Genomic DNA, 21,741 nt, shown 5'->3' on the forward strand with positions numbered 1-21,741 from the left:
CAGGAGGTTATTAATATGTTAGAGAAATTTAACTTAGGTCTAGAAAACTATATAGTAAATGATAGAGGAAATACTATTGAAACCCTCAATCCAGCTAATGGTCAAATTATCGCTAGAGTTCTAAATCACAGTATTAAAGATATGCAAGATGCTATTGCAAAAGCTAAAGAAGCTTTTTTACAGTGGCGTCAGATACCAGCTCCAAAAAGAGGGGAGTTGGTTAGATTAATAGCTCAAGAGCTACGTGAAAATAAAGATTCTTTAGGTAGTTTAGTATCATTAGAAATGGGTAAGTCTAAGCAAGAAGGTGACGGTGAGGTTCAGGAAATGATTGACATGGCAGATTTTGCTGTTGGTCAATCACGTATGCTCTATGGTGCAACTATGCATTCTGAAAGAGCTGAACATAGAATGTATGAGCAGTGGCATCCTTTGGGCGTAGTAGGAGTTATTTCGGCATTTAATTTTCCTGTTGCTGTATGGTCGTGGAATGCATTTTTAGCGGTAATATGTGGTAATACAGTAGTATGGAAACCTTCTGAAAAAACTCCTTTGTGCTCTATTGCTGTACAAAATATTTGTCAAAAAGTTATTAAAGAAAATAACTACCCAGAAATTTTTTACACTGTTATTTCAAAGGATATAGAAGTTTCAAAGGCTTTAGTTAACGATGAAAGGGTAAACTTAGTTTCATTTACTGGCTCAACAAAAGTAGGGCAAGATGTTGGCCAACAGGTAGCAAAGCGTTTTGGTAAATGTATTTTAGAGTTAGGTGGCAATAATGCAACAATAATAGATGAAACTGCTGATTTAAAGCTTGCAATACCTGGAGCTGTCTTTGGGGCTGTTGGTACAGCTGGGCAACGTTGTACAAGCTTGCGTCGTCTTATAGTGCACACGTCTATCTACGATTTGGTCAAAGAAAAAATGCTTAATGCTTACAAGCAAATCAAAGTTGGTGATCCCTTGGATCAAAAAAATCTAATGGGACCAGTTATAGACCAAGTTGCTGTTGAGAATTTTATTAATACAGTTTCAAAAGCAAAAGAGCAAGGTGGTAAGCTTCTAATAGGCGGTAAGCAAATACAAAAAGAAGGATTTTTTGTAGAGCCAACTATTATAGAAGCTAACAAAGATATGCATATAGTAGCAGAAGAAAACTTTTGTCCTATTTTATACATAATGCCTTTTGAAAATATAGACGAAGCGATTAAATTAAATAACTCGGTTAATTATGGACTATCAAGTTCTATTTTTACCAATAATTTACAAAATGCTGAAAAGTTCCTCTCAAGCCAAGGTAGTGATTGTGGTATTGCTAATGTAAACATTGGAACTTCAGGAGCAGAAATTGGTGGAGCTTTTGGTGGAGAAAAGCATACAGGTGGTGGCCGTGAGGCTGGTTCAGATGCATGGAAAGCTTATATGCGTAGACAAACTAATACTATAAACTATGGTAAAGATTTACCATTAGCGCAAGGTATTAAATTTAATTTGGAGGATTAAAAAGTTATGAGTATAGATATTTTAAATAAGCTATGGGATCAATATGTTGCTTTTAATCCTCATGTTACCCAGATTTATGATTTGTTTGTGAAACAAGGAGAAAATCCTGTCAATGATCATATTGCATTAAGAACATTAGATGATCCAAGTATAGATATAAATACTTTAGCTCAAGTTTTTATAGATAAGGGGTATAGTATTTGTGGAGATTATGATTTTAACGTTAAAAAACTAAAAGCAATACACCTTGAACATGTAGATGAGAATCAGCCAAAAATTTTTATAAGTCAGTTATTGACAAAAGAGTTTAGCTCTTTTGTTCAGGAAACTATGAAAAAATGTATCAAAGCTATTCCGCAAAAGTTATTAGACAATAAAGAGCAACTTTTAATTTCAGGCACTAGTTGGGATAAAATAAGTTATCAAACTTATACTAAACTTTTAGAAGAATCTGAATATGCGGCTTGGTTTTATGCCTTTGGTTTTAGGGCAAATCATTTTACAGTATTTATCAATAAATTAAAAAAATTTGATGAAGTAGCACAAGTAAATGACTTCTTAAAACAAAATAGTATAAAGCTTAACTCTTCAGGTGGAGAAATAAAAGGCACTTCAGCTGATTTGTTAGAGCAGTCAAGTACACTGTCTGGTTTGGTAGAGGTGGATTTTATCGAAGGTAAGCAAACTATACCATGCTGTTACTATGAATTTGCTAAAAGGTATCAGGATAAAAATGGTAAGTTATACCAAGGTTTTGTAGCTAAATCAGCTGATAAAATTTTTGAAAGTACTAACTTTAAGAGCTAGTAATTTTATTAAAAATTTGCATTTAATTGAATATATGCTAAAATCTTGATTTGTTATTTAATGGTGTGTACCCTAAACTTTTATAAACTTAATTAACTGGCATTTTTAAGTGAGGTGAGAGAAGTATGCCAAGCGTTAGAGTTAAAGAAAGAGAACCTTTTGACGTTGCTCTTAGAAGATTTAAAAGATCTTGTGAGAAAGCTGGAATAGTATCTGAGCTACGCAGTAGAGAATACTATGAAAAACCAACTTGGGCACGTAAAAGAAAAAAAGCTGCTGCTGTAAAAAGGGCTTTCAAAAGCAATATAGTAGCAAGATAATTTAATTCACCTTGAGAGTAATTAAATACTCTCATCTATTTTATTAGGAAATCTTATTTATACAATGTCACAAATTTTTAATCAGTTGACTCAAGATATGAAAGAGTCTATGAAAAATAAAGATAAAAATAGGCTAACTACTATTCGTATGGCTATGGCTGCTATTAAACAAAAGCAGATAGATGAAAAAATTGCTATAACTGATGATATCGTGATAGCTATCGTTAATAAGATGATCAAACAAAGGCAAGATTCTTATAATCAATATATTCAAGCTAATAGAGTTGAGTTGGCGGATGGTGAAAAAAGGGAAATAGAAATTCTCACAAATTATATGCCAAAGCAGCTAAGTGACGAAGAGGTAGTTGCAATAGTGCAAAAAGCTATAGAGTCTGTAGGTGCTACTTCCATGAAAGAAATGGGAAAAATCATGGCATATGTAAAGGAAGAGTTAGCTGGTAGAACAGATATGAGTAAAGTTAGTGCTATAGTAAAATCAAATTTAGGTTAGTTTTTGCTGCTTTAAAATATGACAAAAAGAGTCTCCAATATTTTTATCAAAGATCTAATATCTAGTGTTGATATTGTTGATGTAATTTCACGTTTTGTTAAGCTTAAAAAATCTGGTAAAAACTATAAAGGTTGTTGCCCATTTCATAACGAAAAAACTCCTTCTTTTTTTGTAACTCCGGATAAAAATTTTTTTCATTGTTTTGGGTGTCAAGAGTCAGGAGATACTATTACTTTTATAAAAAAAGTTAATAATTTAGATTTTATTGATGCTGTAAAAAATTTAGCAGAAATGATAGGTAAGCCTATAGAATATGAAAATCATTCTCAAGAAGATATACAGCAAGAACAATTATATAATAAATGTATAAGTTTTCTGGAAACAGCTCAAAAATATTATCGTTGGAGTCTAGGAAATTCCAGTATGAAAGATAAGGCTATAGATTATTTAAAAAAACGTGCTATAAGTAGCGAGTTAGCTAAATTTTTTGGTATCGGATATGCTTGTGATGGGTGGGATAACATTATCCAATTGGCGAAAAAAGCAAAACTTACTGATGATATTTTGATTGAAACAGGTTTGGTAGTACAAAAAGATAACGGTAATATTTATGACCGTTTTCGTAAAAGGATAATGTTCCCTATACGTAATATTCAAGGGAATGTTATAGCTTATGGTGGTAGAGTGTTAGATGATAAGGACGGTGTAAAATATATTAACTCACCTGAAACCCTAATTTTCCAGAAAAATAATATACTTTACGGTTTATATGAGTATAGACAATTTAAAAAACAACAGAAAAATGTAAGTGAAAGTTTAGTTGTAGTAGAGGGCTATATGGATGTTGTGGGATTAGCACAGCATGGCTTTTATGGGGCAGTTGCTACTTTGGGGACAGCATTTACGCAAAATCATGCGAAAATTTTATTTAGAGAAACTAATTCGGTGGTATTATGCTTTGATGGAGATCAAGCTGGACAAAAAGCTGCTATCAGGACTATAAAAATAGTATTACCAACTTTAACTGCTAATAAAAAACTTAGGATACTGACTTTAGAAAATAATAAAGATCCAGATGATTATATAAAAGAATATGGTTTAGAAGCTTTTCAAAATATTTTAGATAAAGCGTTACCAGTAGCGGAGTTTCTAATTAAAAATTTTGTAGGTAATCGAGACCTTAATACCGCACAAGCAAAAGTAGAAGTGTTAGAAAATTTAAAAGCATTTTTAACTGAAGTAGAGGAAAATATCTATTCAGAAAGCATAATAGCTACAATATCTGATAAGGTAAATATAAAAATAGATCAAGTAAAGAAGATTTTAAAAATACGCAAGAGAATAGACAGTACTATAGGTCAAAATTTAGCTGTAAAGCGCTATAATAAGCAACTAAAGATCTCCAAAAGTTTGCTTTTAGAACAGATATTATTGGCAGAAATTTTTGTAAATATAGAAGATTTTAAAGAGTTGCAAAAAAATACTGTTTTTGAGATATTTTCAGCCTCGCAAAACCTAGATATTTTAGCAAAGAGCTTGAAAATTCTCAAAGAGGACACATCTAATGAAGTTGAAGCTATTATACTTATACAACTATTAGCGGAAGACTATCCAGGGTGTCGAGAGTATTTTTTTGAAATTTTGAGTTATGGTATTGAAAATACACTTAAAAAACATGCAAAAGAAGCTGATTACCAAAAGCAAATAGTAGATATGTTAAAACGAGTTGAGAATCTAAGCGTAAAGCAGCAACTTAAATATTTAGCATCGTTGCCACTTCGGACAGAAATCCAAGAGATGGAACGTAAATATTTAGTAGCAAAATTAGGTGTTTAGTTTAAATATTAAATGATAAATATAAAAAATAAAATTCTATTGGAGTGTTAAATGACAAAAGAAGATTTGCTCTCAGATCTAAAAGATTTAATCATCGATGGTAAAGAAAGGGGTTACTTAACGAGAGCTGATATTTTAGATGCTTTGCCCGGTGATGTTTCGGATGATCCTAAAAAGTATGAAGAGATAGAGGCAATATTAGTAGATGCTGGAATTGATGTTTACGATAGAACTCCCGAGTTAGAAGAAGAGGATGAACGTAAAGTAAGTGAAGCAAACCTTGATGATTTGAAAGGAAAAACTTCTGATCCTATCCGTATGTATATGCGAGAAATGGGTATAGTAGACCTTTTAGATAAAAAAGGTGAGACAGAAATTGCAATAAGGATTGAGGAAGGTACAACAGAAGTTTTTAGTACTATTTTGAGTTATCCAGTAGTTGTTAAAACATATATTGAAAGATTTCGTGAGCTAGAAGAGAAGGCTGCTGAATACATGGCTTCTCAGGAAATAGAAGAGGAACCTGTAACTAAGTATATTAGATTTAATGAAATAATGGCTGGTTTTAGTGATGAGCAAGATGTTGAGGAGAAATTAGCTGAAAGCGATCACGAGGAAAAAATAGATACTCAAAGGGCATATGAATTTTTTATAAACCTTGAGAAACTGTATGAGCAATATCAAGAAAATCCAAACAAAAAGCTCTATACAGTAATAGTTAAAGAATTTGATAACTTAAGGTTATCAACATCACATTTACAAAAATTGGTAGATTATATCAGATTACCATTTGTAAAAGTTAGAGAATTGGAAAGAAAAATTTTAAGGTTAAGTGTTGAGAGAGCCAAAACTCCTCGACAAGAATTCCTAAAAGTATACAAAATAGGCAAAATAGACTGGCTTGCGCCCATTACTAAAAAATATAAGTTTACTGAAAATGTTATTCGTGAGATAGAAACACTTACTAAGCAGATAAACCAATTCCAAAATTTAATGATGATGGATATTGAAGAGCTTAAAAAAGTCAATTTAGAGATCTCAAAAAGTGAAGCTAAAATCACGCAAGCTAAGAAAGAAATGATAGAAGCAAACTTAAGGTTAGTTGTTTCTGAAGCTAAAAAATATACAAATAGAGGTTTACATTTCTTAGACATTATCCAAGAAGGTAATATTGGTTTGATGAAAGCTGTAGATAAGTTTGATTATCGTAAAGGTTTTAAATTTTCAACTTATGCTACTTGGTGGATCCGTCAAGCTATTACACGCTCTATTGCGGACCAAGCTAGAACTATTCGTGTGCCAGTGCATATGATAGAGACTATTAATAAGGTAAATAGAGTTAAGCGCCAGATTATGCAAGAAAAAGGTCGTGAAGCTACAGAAGAGGAGATTATCGAACATACGCCAAATATGACTAAAGAAAAGCTTAAGAAAATTCTTAATATTTCGCATACGCCTATTTCAATGGAAAGCCCAATTGGTGATGATGAAGATTCTACAGTAGGTGATTTTATTGAAGATAAAAATAACTATTCTCCAATAGAGTCAGCAAATTTAGAAAACCTAAGAGAAGCAATTAAAGAATTGATAGAGACAGGGTTAACTGAAAGAGAAGCTAAAGTTTTGATGATGCGTTTTGGTATAGGTATGAATACTGACCATACTTTAGAAGAAGTAGGTAAGCAATTCAACGTAACCAGAGAGCGTATTAGACAAATCGAAGCAAAAGCTCTTAGAAAATTAAAACATCCATCTAGATCATCTTTCTTAAAAACTTTTTTATAATTTATAGGCCTAATTACCTAGTTGTTTGTAGTTATATTCTTCCTCATTTATTAGTTTTACTAGTGTTGGATAATGTTGACTAGATTTTAATGATTTATTAGCTCTTAGTTTTGCAAGCCATATACCTGAACATCCAAATATAGGATCACATTTATTAGGTGCGCCGAACCAATCTATTAAACGAAATTTTTTGGCTAAATAATTTAAGCTAAGCGTTCTATTTTCAGGTGTATGATTTTTTATTAGTGCTAAGTTATCATTATTTGTATTGTTTTCCTTATAACCATCACAAGACTCTTCAAAAGTATCAACCTTTTGACATGAATCTAAATATAAATATCCCCATGCATATTTCTGAATTCCTGGTTCAAACCACCAATCAACTAAAGTTACAAAATTATCTTTAACTTCATTAAAATATTTATCTATGTCAAATTTGTTAGGTAAGTCATAAGTTATTATTTCTAACTTATAGCTAGACAAGTCAAAGGATCTAAGCTTTGTGTGTATTTTTTCAGCCATCTGCAAGGTTTTGTATATCCCTTCTGCTGTTCTTGGTATTTCTATAAATATGGATATACTCCCAGCAATAACACTATGATCTTTATCAATCCACTCTTGAGCTGTTAAACTTTCACTAAATAAATCGTCTAATGCTTTACTTCTATAACCGATTTTATATTTTTTGAAATTTTTATGGTATTGTGTAGCAATACCGCCAATTAAAAAATAATTATTACTGGCTCCTTTAACATATTGCTCAAATATTGATCTCCATTCTTTAGAGATTTTTTCCCACATATATTCATTTGCTACTAATCTATCTCCTTTAGGGGAATACGACCCTATATAAGTAGCATCGTCGCTGTCTTCTAACTTATACTTAAAATTATATTCATCCAAATTGCTTGAGTAACTTACATCCCAAACTTCAAATTTCTCACCATAATATTTTTGCTCAAGGCGTTGCTCTATCTCATTTGTAACTTCTGTATAGTTACTTATCCAATCTATAAATCCGCAGTATCCTAACGTTGGTAGGGTTAAAATTATTGCTAATAACAGTTTTTGTAACCGTTTTTTTTTTAAAATTTAAATTATACATACATAGGTTTTTTTAAACTAAAACACTTAATGAGCAACTATAATAATATAATATATTTTTGTTAAATTTAATATATAAATTTTTTATAAATAATTATTATATTTATTAGCTTTAACTTCTTAGCTAATCTTGAAAATACAATCTAGCAAATAAAATCATATATTTTTACCTAGCAACTTGTATATGTTAGAATTACTTTCAAGTTTGTTTTTATAATCATTCAGTAGATAATGGATACTTACACCGTAATAGTAATTTTATTTTCCCTTGTAGGCATATCGGCATTTTTCTCAAGTTCAGAAACGTGCATGATGGCTCTTAATAAATATAAATTAAAGCATTTGGCTAAGAAAAATAATAAAGCTGCAAAGCGCAGTTTATCATTAGTAGCTAAACCAGAAAAACTTTTAATTACTATACTTATAGGTAATACTTTTGCAAACATCTTTGCAGGAGCAGTTATTTCGTCATATTCAGAAACTCATTTTGGTAGTTTAGGTCTTATGGTATCTACTATAGCTGTTACTATGATTATTTTAATATTTGGAGAAATCATACCAAAATCATTTGCAGCAGTATATCCACAGAAGCTAGCATTTCCATTTTCATTGCCTTTAAAACTGATTATGTTGATTTTATATCCTATAGTTATAATTTTAGGGATAATATCTAGGGTAGCGCTTAAGATATTTGGTATTAAAATAGAATCAGTAAATAATGAATCTTTAAATAAAGACGAAATACATACCGTTGTTCATGAGTCAAATGCAAAGCTAGGGTCTAAAAATAAAAATATGCTTTTAGGTGTCCTTGAGCTTGATAAAATTTTGATTCAAGAGGTAATGACTCATTTTAATAAAATAGAGTATATAGACTTAAATAATCCTACAGAAAAAATACTTGCTCGTATTTCTAAAATGAAATCAGCAAATATTATTGTATGTGAAAATGGCATAAATAATGTAATAGGTGTCATTAGATTTAAAGAAATAATTAATTTGCTAATACTATCTAAGTCTAGTATTAACAAGTCTAAGTTGCGTAAAATTGCCCAGCAACCATATTTTATCCCAGAAACTGTATCTTTACAGACGCAACTTATCAATTTCCAAAAAAAAGGGAAGCGTTTTGCTGTGGTTGTCGATGAGTATGGAGATGTTACAGGGGTGGTTACAATAGAAGATATTATGGAGGAAATAGTAGGAGAGTTTTCTGATAGGTTTGATATCCATAATAATATTCGTAAGCTTGATGATGGTAGTTACTTAATTGGAGGTAGCGCTACACTTAGGGAAATAAATCGCCATATTGGTATTCAGTTTGAAAGTGAGGATGCTAAAACCCTTTCTGGTTTAATAATTGAGGAGATTGAGAATTTACCATCAGGACCATGTTCTATAAAAGACAATAACGTTCTGTTGGAAATCACAGAAATTAGAGATAATAAAATAGTATCTATAAAGCTAACAGTTTTGTAGATATGAATCTAAAGAGGTAATAAATGGTTGATGCTAATATTAAATTTCCTATAGAAAATGTAAAGCGTCTTTGTTTCCTAAAGAACATTGTGGATAATCCTAATATTATTGTTGGTGATTATACTTACTACGATGATCCGGAAGATGTAAATAATTTTAATAAAAATGTTTTGTATCATTTTAATTTTATAGGTGATAAGTTAATTATAGGAAAGTTTTGCCAAATTGCAGCAAATGTTCGTTTTATAATGAATGGAGCTAACCATGCTATAAAAGGTTTCTCTACTTTTCCATTTGCTGCGTTTGGGAATAGTTGGAAAGATATACCTCTTAGCTCAATTAGTAAAGGTGATACTGTTATAGGTAATGATGTCTGGATTGGTTATGATGCTTTAATTATGCCAGGTGTTAAGATAGGGGATGGAGCTATAGTTGCATCGGGATCAGTTGTTACAAGAGACGTTGAGCCTTATTCAATTGTGGGAGGTAACCCTGCTAAACTAATACGTAAACGCTTCGATGAGCAAACTATTAAAAAGTTACTGAAACTTGCTTGGTGGGATTGGTCACTTGAAAAAATTACTAAAAATGCAAAGGCTATTGTTGAGAGAGATGGGGATATTTTTGGTTAAACATTAAACCTAAAATTAACCACATCACCGTCTTTCATGATATAGTCTTTTCCTTCTAGACGAGCTTTACCTGCTTCTTTGGCGCCTTTTTCACCGTTATATTTTATATAATCATCATAAGCTATAACTTCAGCACGAATAAAGCCACGCTCAAAATCTGTATGGATTACTCCAGCTGCTTGAGGAGCTGTTGCCCCAACTGGTATAGTCCATGCTCTAACTTCTTTGACACCAGCTGTAAGATAAGTCTGTAAATTAAGTAAAGAATAACCAGCCTTAATAACTCTATCAAGACCAGTTTCAGTCAGTCCCATATCAGCTAAAAATTCTAATTTTTCTTCTGGTTCTAGTAGAGTTATTTCTTGTTCCATAGCTGCACAAACTGGCACTACGTTTGAGTTTTCTGCTTTTGCATACTCAATAACTTTATCCAAAAGAGGATTATTTTCAAAACCATTTTCATCAACATTTGCAATATATAATACAGGTTTACTTGTTAGTAGGGGAGTTTGTTTAAGCCATTTAATTTCATCTTCAGTCATTTCAAAAGTTCTAGCTGGTTTTTCAGATTCTAAATGCTCTTTAAGTTTAGTATAAAAATCAGCTTTTGCTAGAGCTTCTTTATCACCAGATTTTTTCATTTTAGCAAACCTTTGAACAGCTTTATCACAAGATTCAATATCAGCTAAAATAAGTTCTATATTGATGGTGTTGATATCATCTATAGGATCAACTTTACCACTAACATGAATTACATTGTCATCCTCAAAGCATCTAACTACATGAGCTATAGCATCTGTTTCGCGAATATTAGCTAAAAACTTATTACCTAGTCCTTCACCTTTACTAGCACCTGCTACTAATCCTGCTATATCAACAAATTCCATAGTAGTTGGAAGTATTCTTTCAGGATTAACAATTTTAGCTAACTCATTTAACCTTTGATCAGGAACAGACACAATCCCAACATTTGGGTCAATAGTGCAAAAAGGGTAGTTCTCAGCTTGAATTCCAGCTTCTGTAAGTGCATTAAAAAGGGTAGATTTACCAACATTAGGTAGACCAACTATACCACATTTAAATCCCATAAAAATTCCTTAATAAAATTACTTTGTATGTAGCCTTTGCATTACAGGCTCTAATTGATAGTTTATTATATCATCTAAAAAACATATCGCATTATCAATGCTAATGTCTATTTGCTTTTTTTGCTCTATAGATGGTTTTGATAGCACGTAGTTTGAAACCTTATTTTTATGACCAGGATGACCTATACCAATTCTTAAACGCAGGTACTCATTTGTACCTAAATGTTGATGAATACTTCTAAGACCATTATGTCCTCCATGGCCACCACCTTTTTTAAGACGAATTTGGCCACAATCAATATCTAACTCATCGTGAGCAACTAGTATTTCTTCTGGTTTTATTTTATAAAAATTAGCTACTTTGCTAACAGCTAAACCACTGTTATTCATGTAAGTAGTAGGGAATACTAGAATTACATTATTATAAGCAATATTTACTTTAGCAATATTTGAGTTAAGTTTTGAATTTACACTAAAACTTTCTTGTTTATCTTGAGCAATTTTAGCGATAAACCACTCTCCAACGTTATGGCGGGTATCTTCGTATTCTTTGCCTATATTTCCTAGGCCAACTATCATTTTAATTTTGGTCATTGTTTTTATATTTCAAATTTTACGTATAGTTTTAGTTACTACGTTTTATTAAAATTGATCAGATGTTAAAAGTAAAAACTCATTAAGTTTTTTAACATTTTCTTTTTTAGCTACAGTAGCATTGGTAAGTGGGAGTTTATTGCCACCAGAAATTTTAAGAGCCCCTTGAGAAGTTTTGTAAATAATAGTTGGAAAACCACTTATGAGTTTAGATAACTTAAGGTTACCAGAGGTTTTTTGATTAGTTTCACTGAGTTTCTTGTCATATTTTTTATCTTGATAGAATTGCAAAAGAGCTTTCAATGGATTTTCTGAGTTAAAAAAACTATTAACGATATTTGTGCTGTTGTTTAATGCACCAACTGGTATCCAACGTACAGCTAATAACCCTTTTTTTATAGCTGGTTGAGCAGCATCAAAGAGAGTATTACAATGGCTACAACTAGGATCTATAATGGCGTAAAATTTATGAGGAGCAGTATCACTTCCTTGTTGAATATAAGAAGCGTTTTTCTTTATTTCCAAATAAAGTTTGTTTGCAGTATCATCTGAAGTAAAGTAACTTATATAAATTTGGTTAAGATTAGTCAGTGTATTTTCGTTTCTATCCCAAGCTAGAAGCTCACCATTTACTATTACGCTACCATCATTGCTTGTAAATGTGATCGTACGCTTTTTAGGGTCTTTTTTATCCTCAAGAACATATCCTTGTAAGTTTATTCCTGTATCGAAAGTTTTTATGATCTTATATTGTGGGAATGCTTGTTGAACAATAAATAAGCCTTGTTTATTACTTGAGACACTTGTATTTATTCTAAAAGTACTAAAAATGTATAAAAGCAACACTAATATTACTACTATTAATATTAGGATAATGAAATTTCTCTTTGACATCTCATAGTGGAGATTGAATTAGCATAACGTGATTATACCATATATAAAGATTATCTTTAGTAGCTAGATAAAAAATGCTAGCTAAAATTATAGAAGGACCAAAGGCAATAACATTTGTTCTACGTCCAAATAAATTTATTAAGCCAGCTATTATTAAGCCAATTATGCAGCTAGCAAAGATAGCATAAATTAACATCTGATAACCAAACCATGCACCGATAGCAGCCAAAAGCTTAAAATCACCGTAGCCAAAGCCTTCTTTTGCAGTAAAACTTTTATATATCCAATATATGCTCCACAATGATAAATACCCTAAAATAGCACCCCATACTGCGCTATTTAAGCTGGTAAATACCTCATAACTATTTATAATTAGTCCTATCCAAATAAGAGGAAGAGTTAGTTCGTCAGGTAATATATAGTGTTTTAAGTCGATTATAAAAAGAGGAATAAAAAAACAAAAAAGTAAAATAAGTGCAAAAGCTTGCCAGCTTACTCCATATAAATAAATTATGATACAAAAACTAATAGCTGTTACTAATTCAACTAAAGGATATTGAATGGATATTTTGACTTTACAAAAATAGCATTTTCCTTTTAGCAAAAACCAGCCTAATATAGGTATGTTATGTCTATATTTTAATTTGTTAGAACATTTGGGACATTTTGAGGGTCGTAGGATATTTTCTTGTTGCTTTATATCTATATCAACAGCTTTGTTATCAATTATATTTAGTATTTCTTTAGCAGTTTTTTCATCTTGCTGCTCTATCATTTCTGGAAGTCTAAAAGCTAGAACATTTAAAAAACTGCCTATGGCAGCACCAAATAGAAAAGTAAAAAAGAGTACTACATATGTATCAAACATTTAATTTAAGGTAGTTAGTAAAACTTTAAATAAAGATGATTATATATTATAGTTTACAATCTTGAAAATATAGAGGTTAATTATTTTTTGCGGTTTTTGCTTTCTCTGCAGCTATTTTTTTTAATTTCGCTTTGTTAACACCATCAATAGCAGCTATACGATAAGCTTCGGCCATAGTAGGATAGTTAAAAGTAGTGTTTAAGAAATATCTTATGGTATTGTGTTCAGCTGGCATAGCTTTGATCGCTTGCCCAATATGAATAATTTCTGATGCTCTATGGCCGAAACAGTGTATACCAAGTATAGCACCGCTATCAGGGTTAAATAAAATTTTAAGCATACCAGTTTTATTTTTTGATATTTGTGCTCTAGCTAACTCTTTAAAATAAGATCTACCTACTTCATATGGGACACCTTCAGCTATTAGTTCCTGTTCTGTTTTGCCAATAGAGCTAATTTCTGGTCTAGTATATATACCAGTAGGTATATCCTCTACTAGTTTATCATTACATGAGCCATCTATAATATGAGTTGCTGCAAATCTACCTTGGTTAAAAGCAGCTGAAGCTAAAGACGGAGGTCCTATAACATCACCTACAGCATATATATTTGGTACAGATGTTTGATAGCTATCATCTACAGTTATTTGTCCTCTGCTTGGATTAATTTGAACTCCTATTTTATCTAAGTTTAAACCTTCAATATTTCCAGAGCGACCAAGAGCAAATAACACATAGTCAGACTCTATGATCCTTCCTGATTGTAGAGTAATAGTTACATAATCATCATTTGCTTGTATTGATTTATATGTTTCATTATTAATTAAATGGATATGTTGATTTATACAAAAGTGGTTAGTGAGGTTTTCAACAATTTCATCATCTAAAAAAGACATCAGTTTGTCTCTAGTATTGATAAGGTTAATATGTATGTCTAAGGCTCTCAAAATAGAAGCATATTCACAACCAATAACACCAGCACCATAAATAGAAATTGATTTAATGTTTTTATCTTGCAAGGTAAGAATTTTATCGCTATCTAATATTCTTGGATGAGAAAAATCAATATCTGAAGGGTGGTATGGTCTTGATCCAGTAGCTAATATAAAATTTTCAGCTGTAATTATTTCAGTAGAGCCATTTTTTCTAGATATTCTTATAGTATGATTATCTTTAAAACTTGCAAAACCATAGTATATATCTATCTCATGGCTTATAAATCTATTTTTTTTGATCTCTGTTTGAAGGTCTGCTATTTGGTAAGCGCCCTCTAACATTTTTGGAAAATCATAGTTACCTTTTTGTCCATTCATGCCAATTTCTCTGGCAATTTGCCTAAGTGTTTTACTAGGAATTGTTCCCCAGTGTGTACAGCCTCCACCAAGCGCATCACCTTCGATAATTGCTACTTTTTTACCATTTCTAGTAGCTTTCATGGCTGCACCTTCACCTCCAGGGCCACTACCAATAATAATTATGTCATAGTTATATTGCACGAGTTTCTCCAAAGTTTAAAATTGCACTATGTACTACTACGCTACGATGATAACATACTATGGAAACTTATGTGAAACAGTTTAACCAATTTGTAGAGGTGTTTTCTGCCTTGAATACAGATTTATTGCGATATTAAGTTAATAGTCTTTTAAGATATTGGATTGTAGGAAATTGTCTGTAATATCAGTGTTTGGAATTTTAATATCCTTAATTATAGTATCAAATGCTTTCGTATTATTTTTATCTAGCTTATTTAGATCTATCATTACTGAACTAGCTGGATTTGAATATGATGACAAATAAAGTAAATTTTTATCTAAATCTTTGATGACAGTATAAGCAGTATGATCATACATCGTTTGGTCACTAATTTTCTCGACAACAGTGCCTTTTGCAATATCAACATTATGTAATATATGAGCTATTTTCGTTACCAAGCTTTCTAGAGCAGGGCTTTCATTGTTAGAATAGTACGCTAGTATAGCAACCTTAACAAATCTAGACGGCGGAGAATAGTCTCCAGGTAATCCTAAAAAGCCATTTCCTTCACCTAATCCATTTATATCTTGAATAGTTTTTTGTTTGTTTTTGTTATCTTCAACGAAATCACTAATCTTTACTTTAACTATAGTTTTATTACTCAAGTTTAAATAATTTTTTAGGTTAATAAGATGCCAATCGTAAGTAGGAGCATTTGTCATTACTTTGACGTTAGAATTTACATCATAAAGCTTTACATCTCCATTTACATATTCTACAACTAGACCTTCTCCCTGCTTATCTGTAATAAGAAAATGTAATTCTGGAGATATACCATCAACCATAGTTGTGCTATCTGACCATACTTTATATTCTTTTAAAGCTTGTCTTACTTGATTAATATTTGCAAATTCACTTAGGATAAAAGTAGTAAATTCGATAATAGACACATATTTATTATCATTTTTGCTAACTTTTTGATACTGAGTAAAATTTGGTAAATAATTAGCACTAACGCTAAGACCTTGATCATTTTGGCCATCTATAAGTATGGTTTGATGATCATTTTTAATGCCAGTACCTAAAATGGAGTATTTAGATTTATAAGTTTGTATGGGTAATACTAGATCAGCTGGTGCTGCTAGGGATTGCTCAGTGTTTTTAGGGATATAAATAACTCTCCAGTCCCAGTCTAAACCCCACTCCATAGTTCGTCCTGAGACTACATGCTGCTTTGCATCAACAAGAGTAACAGCAGTACATGCGATTGATTGAGAAATCAAAGCTAAAGGTAGTATTGTTATAGCTATGATTCTTTTAAAATAAAATTTCATACCGATAAGTTTAAATGTTAGTAATTAATGTTAAGGATAATACCATATAGTAGAGTTTTTTTAATAGCCATTTTAGGGGTGGCCAAAAAAGTTAAAAAGCCAAATACTAATTAGCTACTAGTCTGTTATATCTGTTAAGCATAGTAATATTACCTGACGTGCCACCACAATGAATATATATTATAGGTTTTGGCAATTGATCGTAGTTTTTTAATAATACTTTCCATGTGATAGGATCATATAATAAGTCAAATTCGATGTTGGTTTGCTTTAGTAGCTCCGCATATAATTTATAGTTATTTATGTCTAGTTGACCAAATGTGGATTTGAAGTTTTTTACAAGCACAGCAGGAGGTGGTTGTTTGGGGTCAACCATAAAAAATTGTTTTTTCAAATAATCTTCATCACCAACACAAGCTACAGTATAAACTTTATTAGGTAGGTATTTTTCCAAATATAAGGATGTGGTGCCTGTGCCTGATGCTACTATTACACTATAATCTTGAAAATTATTTTCTTTACAATATTTTGCTATTTCGTTAGCACATTCTGCTATACCTATTTCAGCATTAGGGTTCCTACCACCTTGATCAAAAAAACAAATATCTTTGGGATTTGTATATTCTAGTTTTATATTTTCTAGATTTAAGGAGTGTTGTTGGGTTTCAAAAAGTTGCATACCATTATTTAGAGCTAGTTTAAGGTTGCCATTTTGATTTTGCTTTAGAAACTTTGGTAGAGGCTTGATCCAGTAATGAAACTGCCAATTATTAAGCTTGGCTAGTTGTGATAATGCAAGCATAAAGTTAGACTGATTACCACCAAATGAAACGATAGATTTGACATGCGAGTATTTTTGTGGATTTTTTAAAATATAAGCTAATTTTCTAGCTTTATTCCCTGAGAAAATAGGGTGGCTTAAATCATCTCTCATAATGATAAAGTGTTTATCATTAAAAGTAACTTCTTGGAAGAGAGATGGCATTAGTAATGAAAGTATTATTCTTCTAAAAGCTCAAACTCTTCTTTTGTTACACCACAATCAGGACATTCCCAGTCTTCTGGTATGTCTTCCCATTTAGTACCTGGCTTAATACCATCTTCTGGCCAACCTTCAGCCTCATCGTAGATAAAACCACAAACAATGCAAATATATTTTCTGTATTCCATAACTTTTATTCAAAACTGTGTAAAATAAATATGATCGTATTTTAGCATTATAAGAAGTGTATATCTATAAAGATATGAAGATTAACTATAGTGATGGTTTTATGATTTAGGTTTATAGTAGTTTTAGATTCCTATTCAAATATAAAGTTTGTATATAGTATATTACAGCTAAAGAGTTTGGAAATTCTTTTATTGTGTGCAGAGAGAAAAGATTATTCAGGCTTTAAAATTTTATAGTCAATAGGAATACGACTTGTTAGTGGATTTTTTGTACATGATTTTACATGGTCAGCATCAATAAAACGGTATGGTAAATGTTCATCACGTCCCTTTGGAATGCCTAGACGTGTCGTTTGGATAATTTTTTGGGGTTGATAACCTGTATCGGCTATAAAAAACTGTTGTGAGAACTGTTGTTGATCCCAGTCAGGAACTTTTAAATTTAAAGCACGACAAAGTAGAGTTTGTCCCGACATTAGTCTATGAGTTGAACGTTTTTCTCCATTTGGAAGTGGGTTAAGTTGGTGCATAACCTCAAGCATTTGATTATCGGAAAGGTCTCCGTAGGGAATAGCTGATTTAATTAAAACAGCGCAACCTTCTCCATTAGCTGAAATATTTAAAGAATCTTTACCGCGAGAGTAATACATGTAGATTGTTCCAGCTGGCATAAATAAGGCTTTACGTTTAAGTGTAAAGCCTAAAGAGGCATGACTTCCTTTATCTGTTAATTCATATGCTTCAGCTTCAATAATTTGAGCATAAAGCCAGTGATCATTATAGTATCTACAAATGACTTTTCCTAATAAATCAGGTGCTAAAGCGAGTGCATCTTGATTAAAAAAAGAAGTGCTAACTCTTTGCATAAATTTACTCTCTTTAATTTTATCCGGTAGCTACTATAATTTCGCTTCATCAATGGCTATTTTACGTGAATGGTTAGAAAAAAACACAGCTTTTCTATCAATAAATGTATCTGTAATTTCTTTAGGGATATCTTTATCTAATTTTTTACTAATTAATCGATAAAACGCATCTTTAGCGGTTTCACTAAAACCTTTTTTAAAGCTTTGGCTTTTTACCTCTTCTGAGCACATTAGAAAATTTTTTATTCTAACTTTTGGGTCTGTATTACTGGTGCCTGTAACGCAACCATTTGGTGCAGCTGTTGCTATGTTAAACCCTTTACGAGTGTAGTAAGCAGCGATACCTTTAAATATTTTATCATTGCTAAATATAGTAATACTAAGGTAAGTACGATAGTTACGGTATCTTTCCACATATTCTCCAACTTTAGCACAAATATAGCCATCCATATTATCCTTATTTCCTTCACCGTAGATAATGGGAACAAGTTCAAAGTTGCTGTAAATTTGAGTTTTTTTAAAATTAGATTCAAGTTCTTGGCTATTAGTGAAAACTATCACTCTATCAAAATTGCTTTCTGCTACGCCAGCAAAATTATTGTAATTTTCTGAATCAACTATAGCTAACCTAAGATACTCCATTTATTAGTTTCCAAAACATGTCTATATTATTATTTTAGCTAAAAGCTATTTTATTGGCTATCTTTTGTTAAAATGTTACTAAATTAGTAAACATTTCTATAAATTATGTTAATTCAGTTAGAATATAGTTATTTGAGTTTACCAGCAGAATTTTATTCTAAACAACCGGTTTATAAATATCCAAAAGCAAAGCTATTAGTTTTTAATAACATATTAGCGAAAGAGCTTGGTTTAAAGTTAGAGCAACTAGATGAACCAGAGCTGTTAAATTTTCTGCTAGGCTACCAAAGTGAAAACTCAATAGCCCAAGCATACGCTGGACATCAATTTGGGCATTTCACAATGCTTGGCGATGGTCGAGCAATACTTATTGGGGAATATAAAAAGCCAGATGGTACAGTAGTAGACATCCATTTAAAGGGGGCTGGACTTACTAAATTTTCACGTGGAGGTGATGGAAAAGCAGTCTTAGGACCAATGCTTAGAGAATATATAGTCAGTGAGGCTATGCATAATTTGAATATACCAACCAGCAGAATATTAGCGGTAATAACCACAGGTGAAAATGTTCAAAGACAATCAGTTGAACAAGGTGCTATAGCTGTAAGGGTAGCTAGCAGCCATATAAGAGTAGGGACATTTCAATACGCAGCAATGCTTGGTAAGAATTATAGTCAAAGTTTACTAGATTATACTATAAAAAGGCATAATATTCCTTATGGCGAAAATAAGGCTTTAAGCTTGTTAAATTATGTAATAAATAAGCAAACTAGCTTAATTACTGAATGGGAGAGAGTAGGGTTTATTCATGGCGTTATGAATACTGATAATATGACTATTTCAGGTGAAACAATAGACTATGGACCATGTGCATTTATGGATAAATATGATCCAGAAACTGTTTTTAGTTCTATTGATAGAAATCGGCGCTATGCATTTGCAAACCAAGCTTCTATTGGTGGATGGAACATTGTAAGACTTGCGGAAAGCTTGTTAGTTTTGATATCTGAAGATGAAAAAGAAGCTATAAGCCTAGTTGAAGAAGCGCTTGCAAAATACTCTGAAATTTATAAAACTAAGTGGCAAAAGATGTTTTTATCAAAGCTTGGTCTGGCTAGTTACCAAAACGAAGATGAAAGTTTAATTTCAGAACTGTTGATAGAAATGTATAAGAATAACCTTGACTATACAAATACATTTTATAACTTATCTTACCAAAACTTTGAAATTTTAAGAAAGCAAGCTTTAGCTAACTGGTTAGATAAATGGGTTTCTAGGTCTCAAAAAGTGGATACTTCTGATATGAAACAAATTAATCCTTTTGTTATACCACGTAATCACCAAGTTGAAAAAGCCATTAAATCAGCAGAAAGTGGTGATTTAGGAGATTTTTATAATTTAAACAAGGCTCTAAAAGATCCATACAAATTTGATAAAAAATATCAAAGCTATATGTTAGAGCCTAACGAAGATGAAATTGTAAAAGCTACTTTTTGTGGGACTTAGAATTGTCCTGGAATTATAGCTAATATAAATATGAAAGAGTTATGTCATACCTTATGTCTGAAAATGCTCACGAAAGTATTTGAGATTAAATTATAAAAATCATTTGTAGTAGCTCAAACTTGATCTGACAGTCACCAATTAATTTGAGACTGAATTTATTTCTAAACTAGTGTCAGATTTATCAAACATATTACCTAAATTTTTCTCTTTTGCCAAAGGTTTTGAGTCAATAAAAGTTTTCATAGGCGTTTTTCCATAACAGTGCTTACCAGAATGTGGTCTATCGTTATTGTAATAATCCAGCCATATATCAACATCTTGCTGAATCTCCTCAATCGTTGAATAAACCTTTTTTCTAAACATTGTCTCATAACATTCATTTTTCATAGTTTTATGAAATCTTTCACAGATACCATTAGTTTGAGGGGAGTTAGCTTTTGTTTTAGTATGGTCAATGTCTTCTATGCTTAAGTACATCTGGTAGGAATGATTCTCCAGCTTTCCACAATATTCCGTGCCTCTATCTGTTAATACTCTTAATAGATCTATTCCATGTTCCTCAAAGAATGGTAATACCTTATCATTAAGCATATCAGCAGCTACTATTGCATTTTTTTCTGTATATAACTTAGCAAATCCTACTCTAGTATACGTATCTACAAATGTCTGTTGATATATCTTACCTATACCTTTTATATACCCTACATAGCTATCTTGAGATCCTAAGTAACCTGGATGATGCGTTTCAATCTCACCAGTAGCAACCTTTTTAGCTTTTTCTTTTTCTAAAGCTTGTAATTGAGCTTCTGTAAGTATAAAGCCATCTTGAGCTACTTTGGTCTCTAGTGCTGTTAATCGCTTCTTAAAATTCTCTAAGTCATGTCTAAGCCAAATAGATCTAACTCCACTTCCTGAGACTAATATTCCTTGCTTTGCTAATTCATTTGATACTCTATGTTGTCCATACGCCGGATATTCATAAGCCATATTAACTACTGCTTGCTCAATATGTGCCTCAACTCTATTTTTCTCTAATGGCTTCTTACGGGATATTTCTTGTAAAGCTAATTCTCCACCATTATCGTATAACTCTTTAAAGCGATAGTAGCTGTCTCTTGAGTAACCCATCACTTTACAAGCTTGCTTGACATTACCTAATTGTTTTGCTAATTCTAACAGACCTAATTTGGGTTTGATTATCTTTTGAGATGCATTCATTTTATTCTTCCTTAATTTGACATCTTATTTTATACACAATGTCAGATTAAGTCAAAGCTATTGCAAATCATTGTATACTGAGATAGATCACTTTTTTAGTAAAAAG

The 21,741-nt window shown here is 31.6% G+C and carries 21 protein-coding genes; 9 read left to right on the plus strand and 12 right to left on the minus strand.

The features are described 5' to 3' along the window. The first annotated feature begins 15 nt into the window (after positions 1-15). The 6 genes from amaB to rpoD all read left to right on the plus strand — a co-directional run bounded on the left by amaB (position 16) and on the right by rpoD (position 6,765). Positions 16-1,506 (plus strand): L-piperidine-6-carboxylate dehydrogenase, encoded by a 1,491-nt coding sequence (amaB, locus tag FRA_RS03495; RefSeq protein WP_459382047.1) that lies wholly within the window; start codon positions 16-18, stop codon positions 1,504-1,506. Between the two features lie 6 nt (positions 1,507-1,512). Next, positions 1,513-2,313 carry a DUF1338 domain-containing protein gene (locus FRA_RS03500; RefSeq protein WP_035718926.1) on the plus strand — a complete coding sequence of 267 codons (801 nt, stop codon included), beginning with the start codon at positions 1,513-1,515 and terminating at the stop codon, positions 2,311-2,313. Between the two features lie 125 nt (positions 2,314-2,438). Continuing rightward, positions 2,439-2,633, plus strand: a complete 195-nt coding sequence (rpsU, locus tag FRA_RS03505) for a 30S ribosomal protein S21 (protein WP_035718927.1) — start codon at positions 2,439-2,441, stop codon at positions 2,631-2,633. 64 nt (positions 2,634-2,697) lie between these two features. Then, entirely contained in the window at positions 2,698-3,144 is a 447-nt protein-coding gene (locus tag FRA_RS03510; RefSeq protein ID WP_035718929.1) for a GatB/YqeY domain-containing protein, read from the plus strand. Between the two features lie 18 nt (positions 3,145-3,162). Further along, positions 3,163-4,980: a DNA primase gene (gene dnaG, locus FRA_RS03515; RefSeq protein ID WP_035718932.1), complete on the plus strand. Its 1,818-nt coding sequence runs from the start codon at positions 3,163-3,165 to the stop codon at positions 4,978-4,980. Positions 4,981-5,031: 51 nt separating this feature from the next. Next, positions 5,032-6,765, plus strand: a complete 1,734-nt coding sequence (rpoD, locus tag FRA_RS03520; RefSeq protein WP_035718935.1) for an RNA polymerase sigma factor RpoD — start codon at positions 5,032-5,034, stop codon at positions 6,763-6,765. Positions 6,766-6,774: 9 nt separating this feature from the next. Here the strand turns inward: rpoD and FRA_RS03525 are convergent, their stop codons facing one another. After that, entirely contained in the window at positions 6,775-7,668 is an 894-nt protein-coding gene (locus FRA_RS03525; protein ID WP_035718937.1) for a hypothetical protein, read from the minus strand. A 432-nt stretch (positions 7,669-8,100) separates the two neighbouring features. On the opposite strand from FRA_RS03525, the gene FRA_RS03530 reads away from it, so the two are divergent. Next, positions 8,101-9,348 (plus strand): HlyC/CorC family transporter, encoded by a 1,248-nt coding sequence (locus tag FRA_RS03530; protein WP_035718939.1) that lies wholly within the window; start codon positions 8,101-8,103, stop codon positions 9,346-9,348. A 23-nt stretch (positions 9,349-9,371) separates the two neighbouring features. Next, a complete protein-coding gene (locus FRA_RS03535; RefSeq protein WP_035718942.1) occupies positions 9,372-9,980 on the plus strand; it encodes a CatB-related O-acetyltransferase in 609 nt (202 codons plus the stop codon). Here FRA_RS03535 and ychF read toward each other — a convergent pair. The 10 genes from ychF to FRA_RS03585 form a co-directional block, all read right to left on the minus strand. After that, positions 9,977-11,068, minus strand: a complete 1,092-nt coding sequence (gene ychF / locus FRA_RS03540; protein WP_035718945.1) for a redox-regulated ATPase YchF — start codon at positions 11,066-11,068, stop codon at positions 9,977-9,979. The genes FRA_RS03535 and ychF overlap by 4 nt on opposite strands. A gap of 18 nt (positions 11,069-11,086) precedes the next feature. Beyond that, complete coding sequence (gene pth / locus FRA_RS03545; RefSeq protein WP_035718947.1) at positions 11,087-11,662, minus strand: aminoacyl-tRNA hydrolase; 576 nt, start codon at positions 11,660-11,662, stop codon at positions 11,087-11,089. Positions 11,663-11,710: 48 nt separating this feature from the next. Next, entirely contained in the window at positions 11,711-12,556 is an 846-nt protein-coding gene (locus tag FRA_RS03550; protein ID WP_035718950.1) for a thioredoxin domain-containing protein, read from the minus strand. A gap of 1 nt (position 12,557) precedes the next feature. Continuing rightward, the gene (locus FRA_RS03555) at positions 12,558-13,424 is read right to left on the minus strand and encodes a prepilin peptidase (protein ID WP_035718953.1); all 867 of its coding nucleotides are present in this window, start codon (positions 13,422-13,424) and stop codon (positions 12,558-12,560) included. 76 nt (positions 13,425-13,500) lie between these two features. Then, positions 13,501-14,919: a Si-specific NAD(P)(+) transhydrogenase gene (gene sthA, locus FRA_RS03560; protein WP_051686746.1), complete on the minus strand. Its 1,419-nt coding sequence runs from the start codon at positions 14,917-14,919 to the stop codon at positions 13,501-13,503. A gap of 138 nt (positions 14,920-15,057) precedes the next feature. Further along, entirely contained in the window at positions 15,058-16,233 is a 1,176-nt protein-coding gene (locus FRA_RS03565) for a choloylglycine hydrolase family protein (RefSeq protein WP_035718955.1), read from the minus strand. 106 nt (positions 16,234-16,339) lie between these two features. Further along, positions 16,340-17,218, minus strand: coding sequence for a 1-aminocyclopropane-1-carboxylate deaminase (locus FRA_RS03570; protein WP_035718957.1), 879 nt, complete (start codon positions 17,216-17,218; stop codon positions 16,340-16,342). A gap of 14 nt (positions 17,219-17,232) precedes the next feature. Next, positions 17,233-17,403: a rubredoxin gene (locus FRA_RS03575; protein ID WP_035718960.1), complete on the minus strand. Its 171-nt coding sequence runs from the start codon at positions 17,401-17,403 to the stop codon at positions 17,233-17,235. Between the two features lie 212 nt (positions 17,404-17,615). After that, entirely contained in the window at positions 17,616-18,269 is a 654-nt protein-coding gene (locus FRA_RS03580; RefSeq protein WP_035718962.1) for a DNA-3-methyladenine glycosylase, read from the minus strand. Positions 18,270-18,302: 33 nt separating this feature from the next. Continuing rightward, on the minus strand, positions 18,303-18,911 hold the full coding sequence (locus FRA_RS03585; protein WP_035718964.1) for a PIN domain-containing protein: 609 nt from the start codon (positions 18,909-18,911) through the stop codon (positions 18,303-18,305). A 105-nt stretch (positions 18,912-19,016) separates the two neighbouring features. On the opposite strand from FRA_RS03585, the gene FRA_RS03590 reads away from it, so the two are divergent. After that, positions 19,017-20,417, plus strand: coding sequence for a protein adenylyltransferase SelO (locus FRA_RS03590; RefSeq protein WP_035718967.1), 1,401 nt, complete (start codon positions 19,017-19,019; stop codon positions 20,415-20,417). A gap of 138 nt (positions 20,418-20,555) precedes the next feature. Here the strand turns inward: FRA_RS03590 and FRA_RS03595 are convergent, their stop codons facing one another. After that, entirely contained in the window at positions 20,556-21,635 is a 1,080-nt protein-coding gene (locus FRA_RS03595; protein WP_035718769.1) for an IS481-like element ISFw3 family transposase, read from the minus strand. Positions 21,636-21,741: the final 106 nt, after the last annotated feature.

Origin of the sequence: Allofrancisella heilbronnii (assembly GCF_000710735.2) — a bacterium.
Lineage (GTDB): Bacteria > Pseudomonadota > Gammaproteobacteria > Francisellales > Francisellaceae > Francisella > Francisella frigidaquae.

Coding starts and splice junctions, on each gene's coding strand:
- amaB (WP_459382047.1), top strand. CDS start 16: ATGTTAGAGAAATTTAACTTAGGTCTAGAAAACTATATAGTAAATGAT.
- FRA_RS03500 (WP_035718926.1), top strand. CDS start 1,513: ATGAGTATAGATATTTTAAATAAGCTATGGGATCAATATGTTGCTTTT.
- rpsU (WP_035718927.1), top strand. CDS start 2,439: ATGCCAAGCGTTAGAGTTAAAGAAAGAGAACCTTTTGACGTTGCTCTT.
- FRA_RS03510 (WP_035718929.1), top strand. CDS start 2,698: ATGTCACAAATTTTTAATCAGTTGACTCAAGATATGAAAGAGTCTATG.
- dnaG (WP_035718932.1), top strand. CDS start 3,163: ATGACAAAAAGAGTCTCCAATATTTTTATCAAAGATCTAATATCTAGT.
- rpoD (WP_035718935.1), top strand. CDS start 5,032: ATGACAAAAGAAGATTTGCTCTCAGATCTAAAAGATTTAATCATCGAT.
- FRA_RS03530 (WP_035718939.1), top strand. CDS start 8,101: ATGGATACTTACACCGTAATAGTAATTTTATTTTCCCTTGTAGGCATA.
- FRA_RS03535 (WP_035718942.1), top strand. CDS start 9,372: ATGGTTGATGCTAATATTAAATTTCCTATAGAAAATGTAAAGCGTCTT.
- ychF (WP_035718945.1), bottom strand. CDS start 11,068: ATGGGATTTAAATGTGGTATAGTTGGTCTACCTAATGTTGGTAAATCT.
- pth (WP_035718947.1), bottom strand. CDS start 11,662: ATGACCAAAATTAAAATGATAGTTGGCCTAGGAAATATAGGCAAAGAA.
- FRA_RS03550 (WP_035718950.1), bottom strand. CDS start 12,556: ATGTCAAAGAGAAATTTCATTATCCTAATATTAATAGTAGTAATATTA.
- FRA_RS03555 (WP_035718953.1), bottom strand. CDS start 13,424: ATGTTTGATACATATGTAGTACTCTTTTTTACTTTTCTATTTGGTGCT.
- FRA_RS03565 (WP_035718955.1), bottom strand. CDS start 16,233: ATGAAATTTTATTTTAAAAGAATCATAGCTATAACAATACTACCTTTA.
- FRA_RS03570 (WP_035718957.1), bottom strand. CDS start 17,218: ATGCCATCTCTCTTCCAAGAAGTTACTTTTAATGATAAACACTTTATC.
- FRA_RS03575 (WP_035718960.1), bottom strand. CDS start 17,403: ATGGAATACAGAAAATATATTTGCATTGTTTGTGGTTTTATCTACGAT.
- FRA_RS03580 (WP_035718962.1), bottom strand. CDS start 18,269: ATGCAAAGAGTTAGCACTTCTTTTTTTAATCAAGATGCACTCGCTTTA.
- FRA_RS03585 (WP_035718964.1), bottom strand. CDS start 18,911: ATGGAGTATCTTAGGTTAGCTATAGTTGATTCAGAAAATTACAATAAT.
- FRA_RS03590 (WP_035718967.1), top strand. CDS start 19,017: ATGTTAATTCAGTTAGAATATAGTTATTTGAGTTTACCAGCAGAATTT.
- FRA_RS03595 (WP_035718769.1), bottom strand. CDS start 21,635: ATGAATGCATCTCAAAAGATAATCAAACCCAAATTAGGTCTGTTAGAA.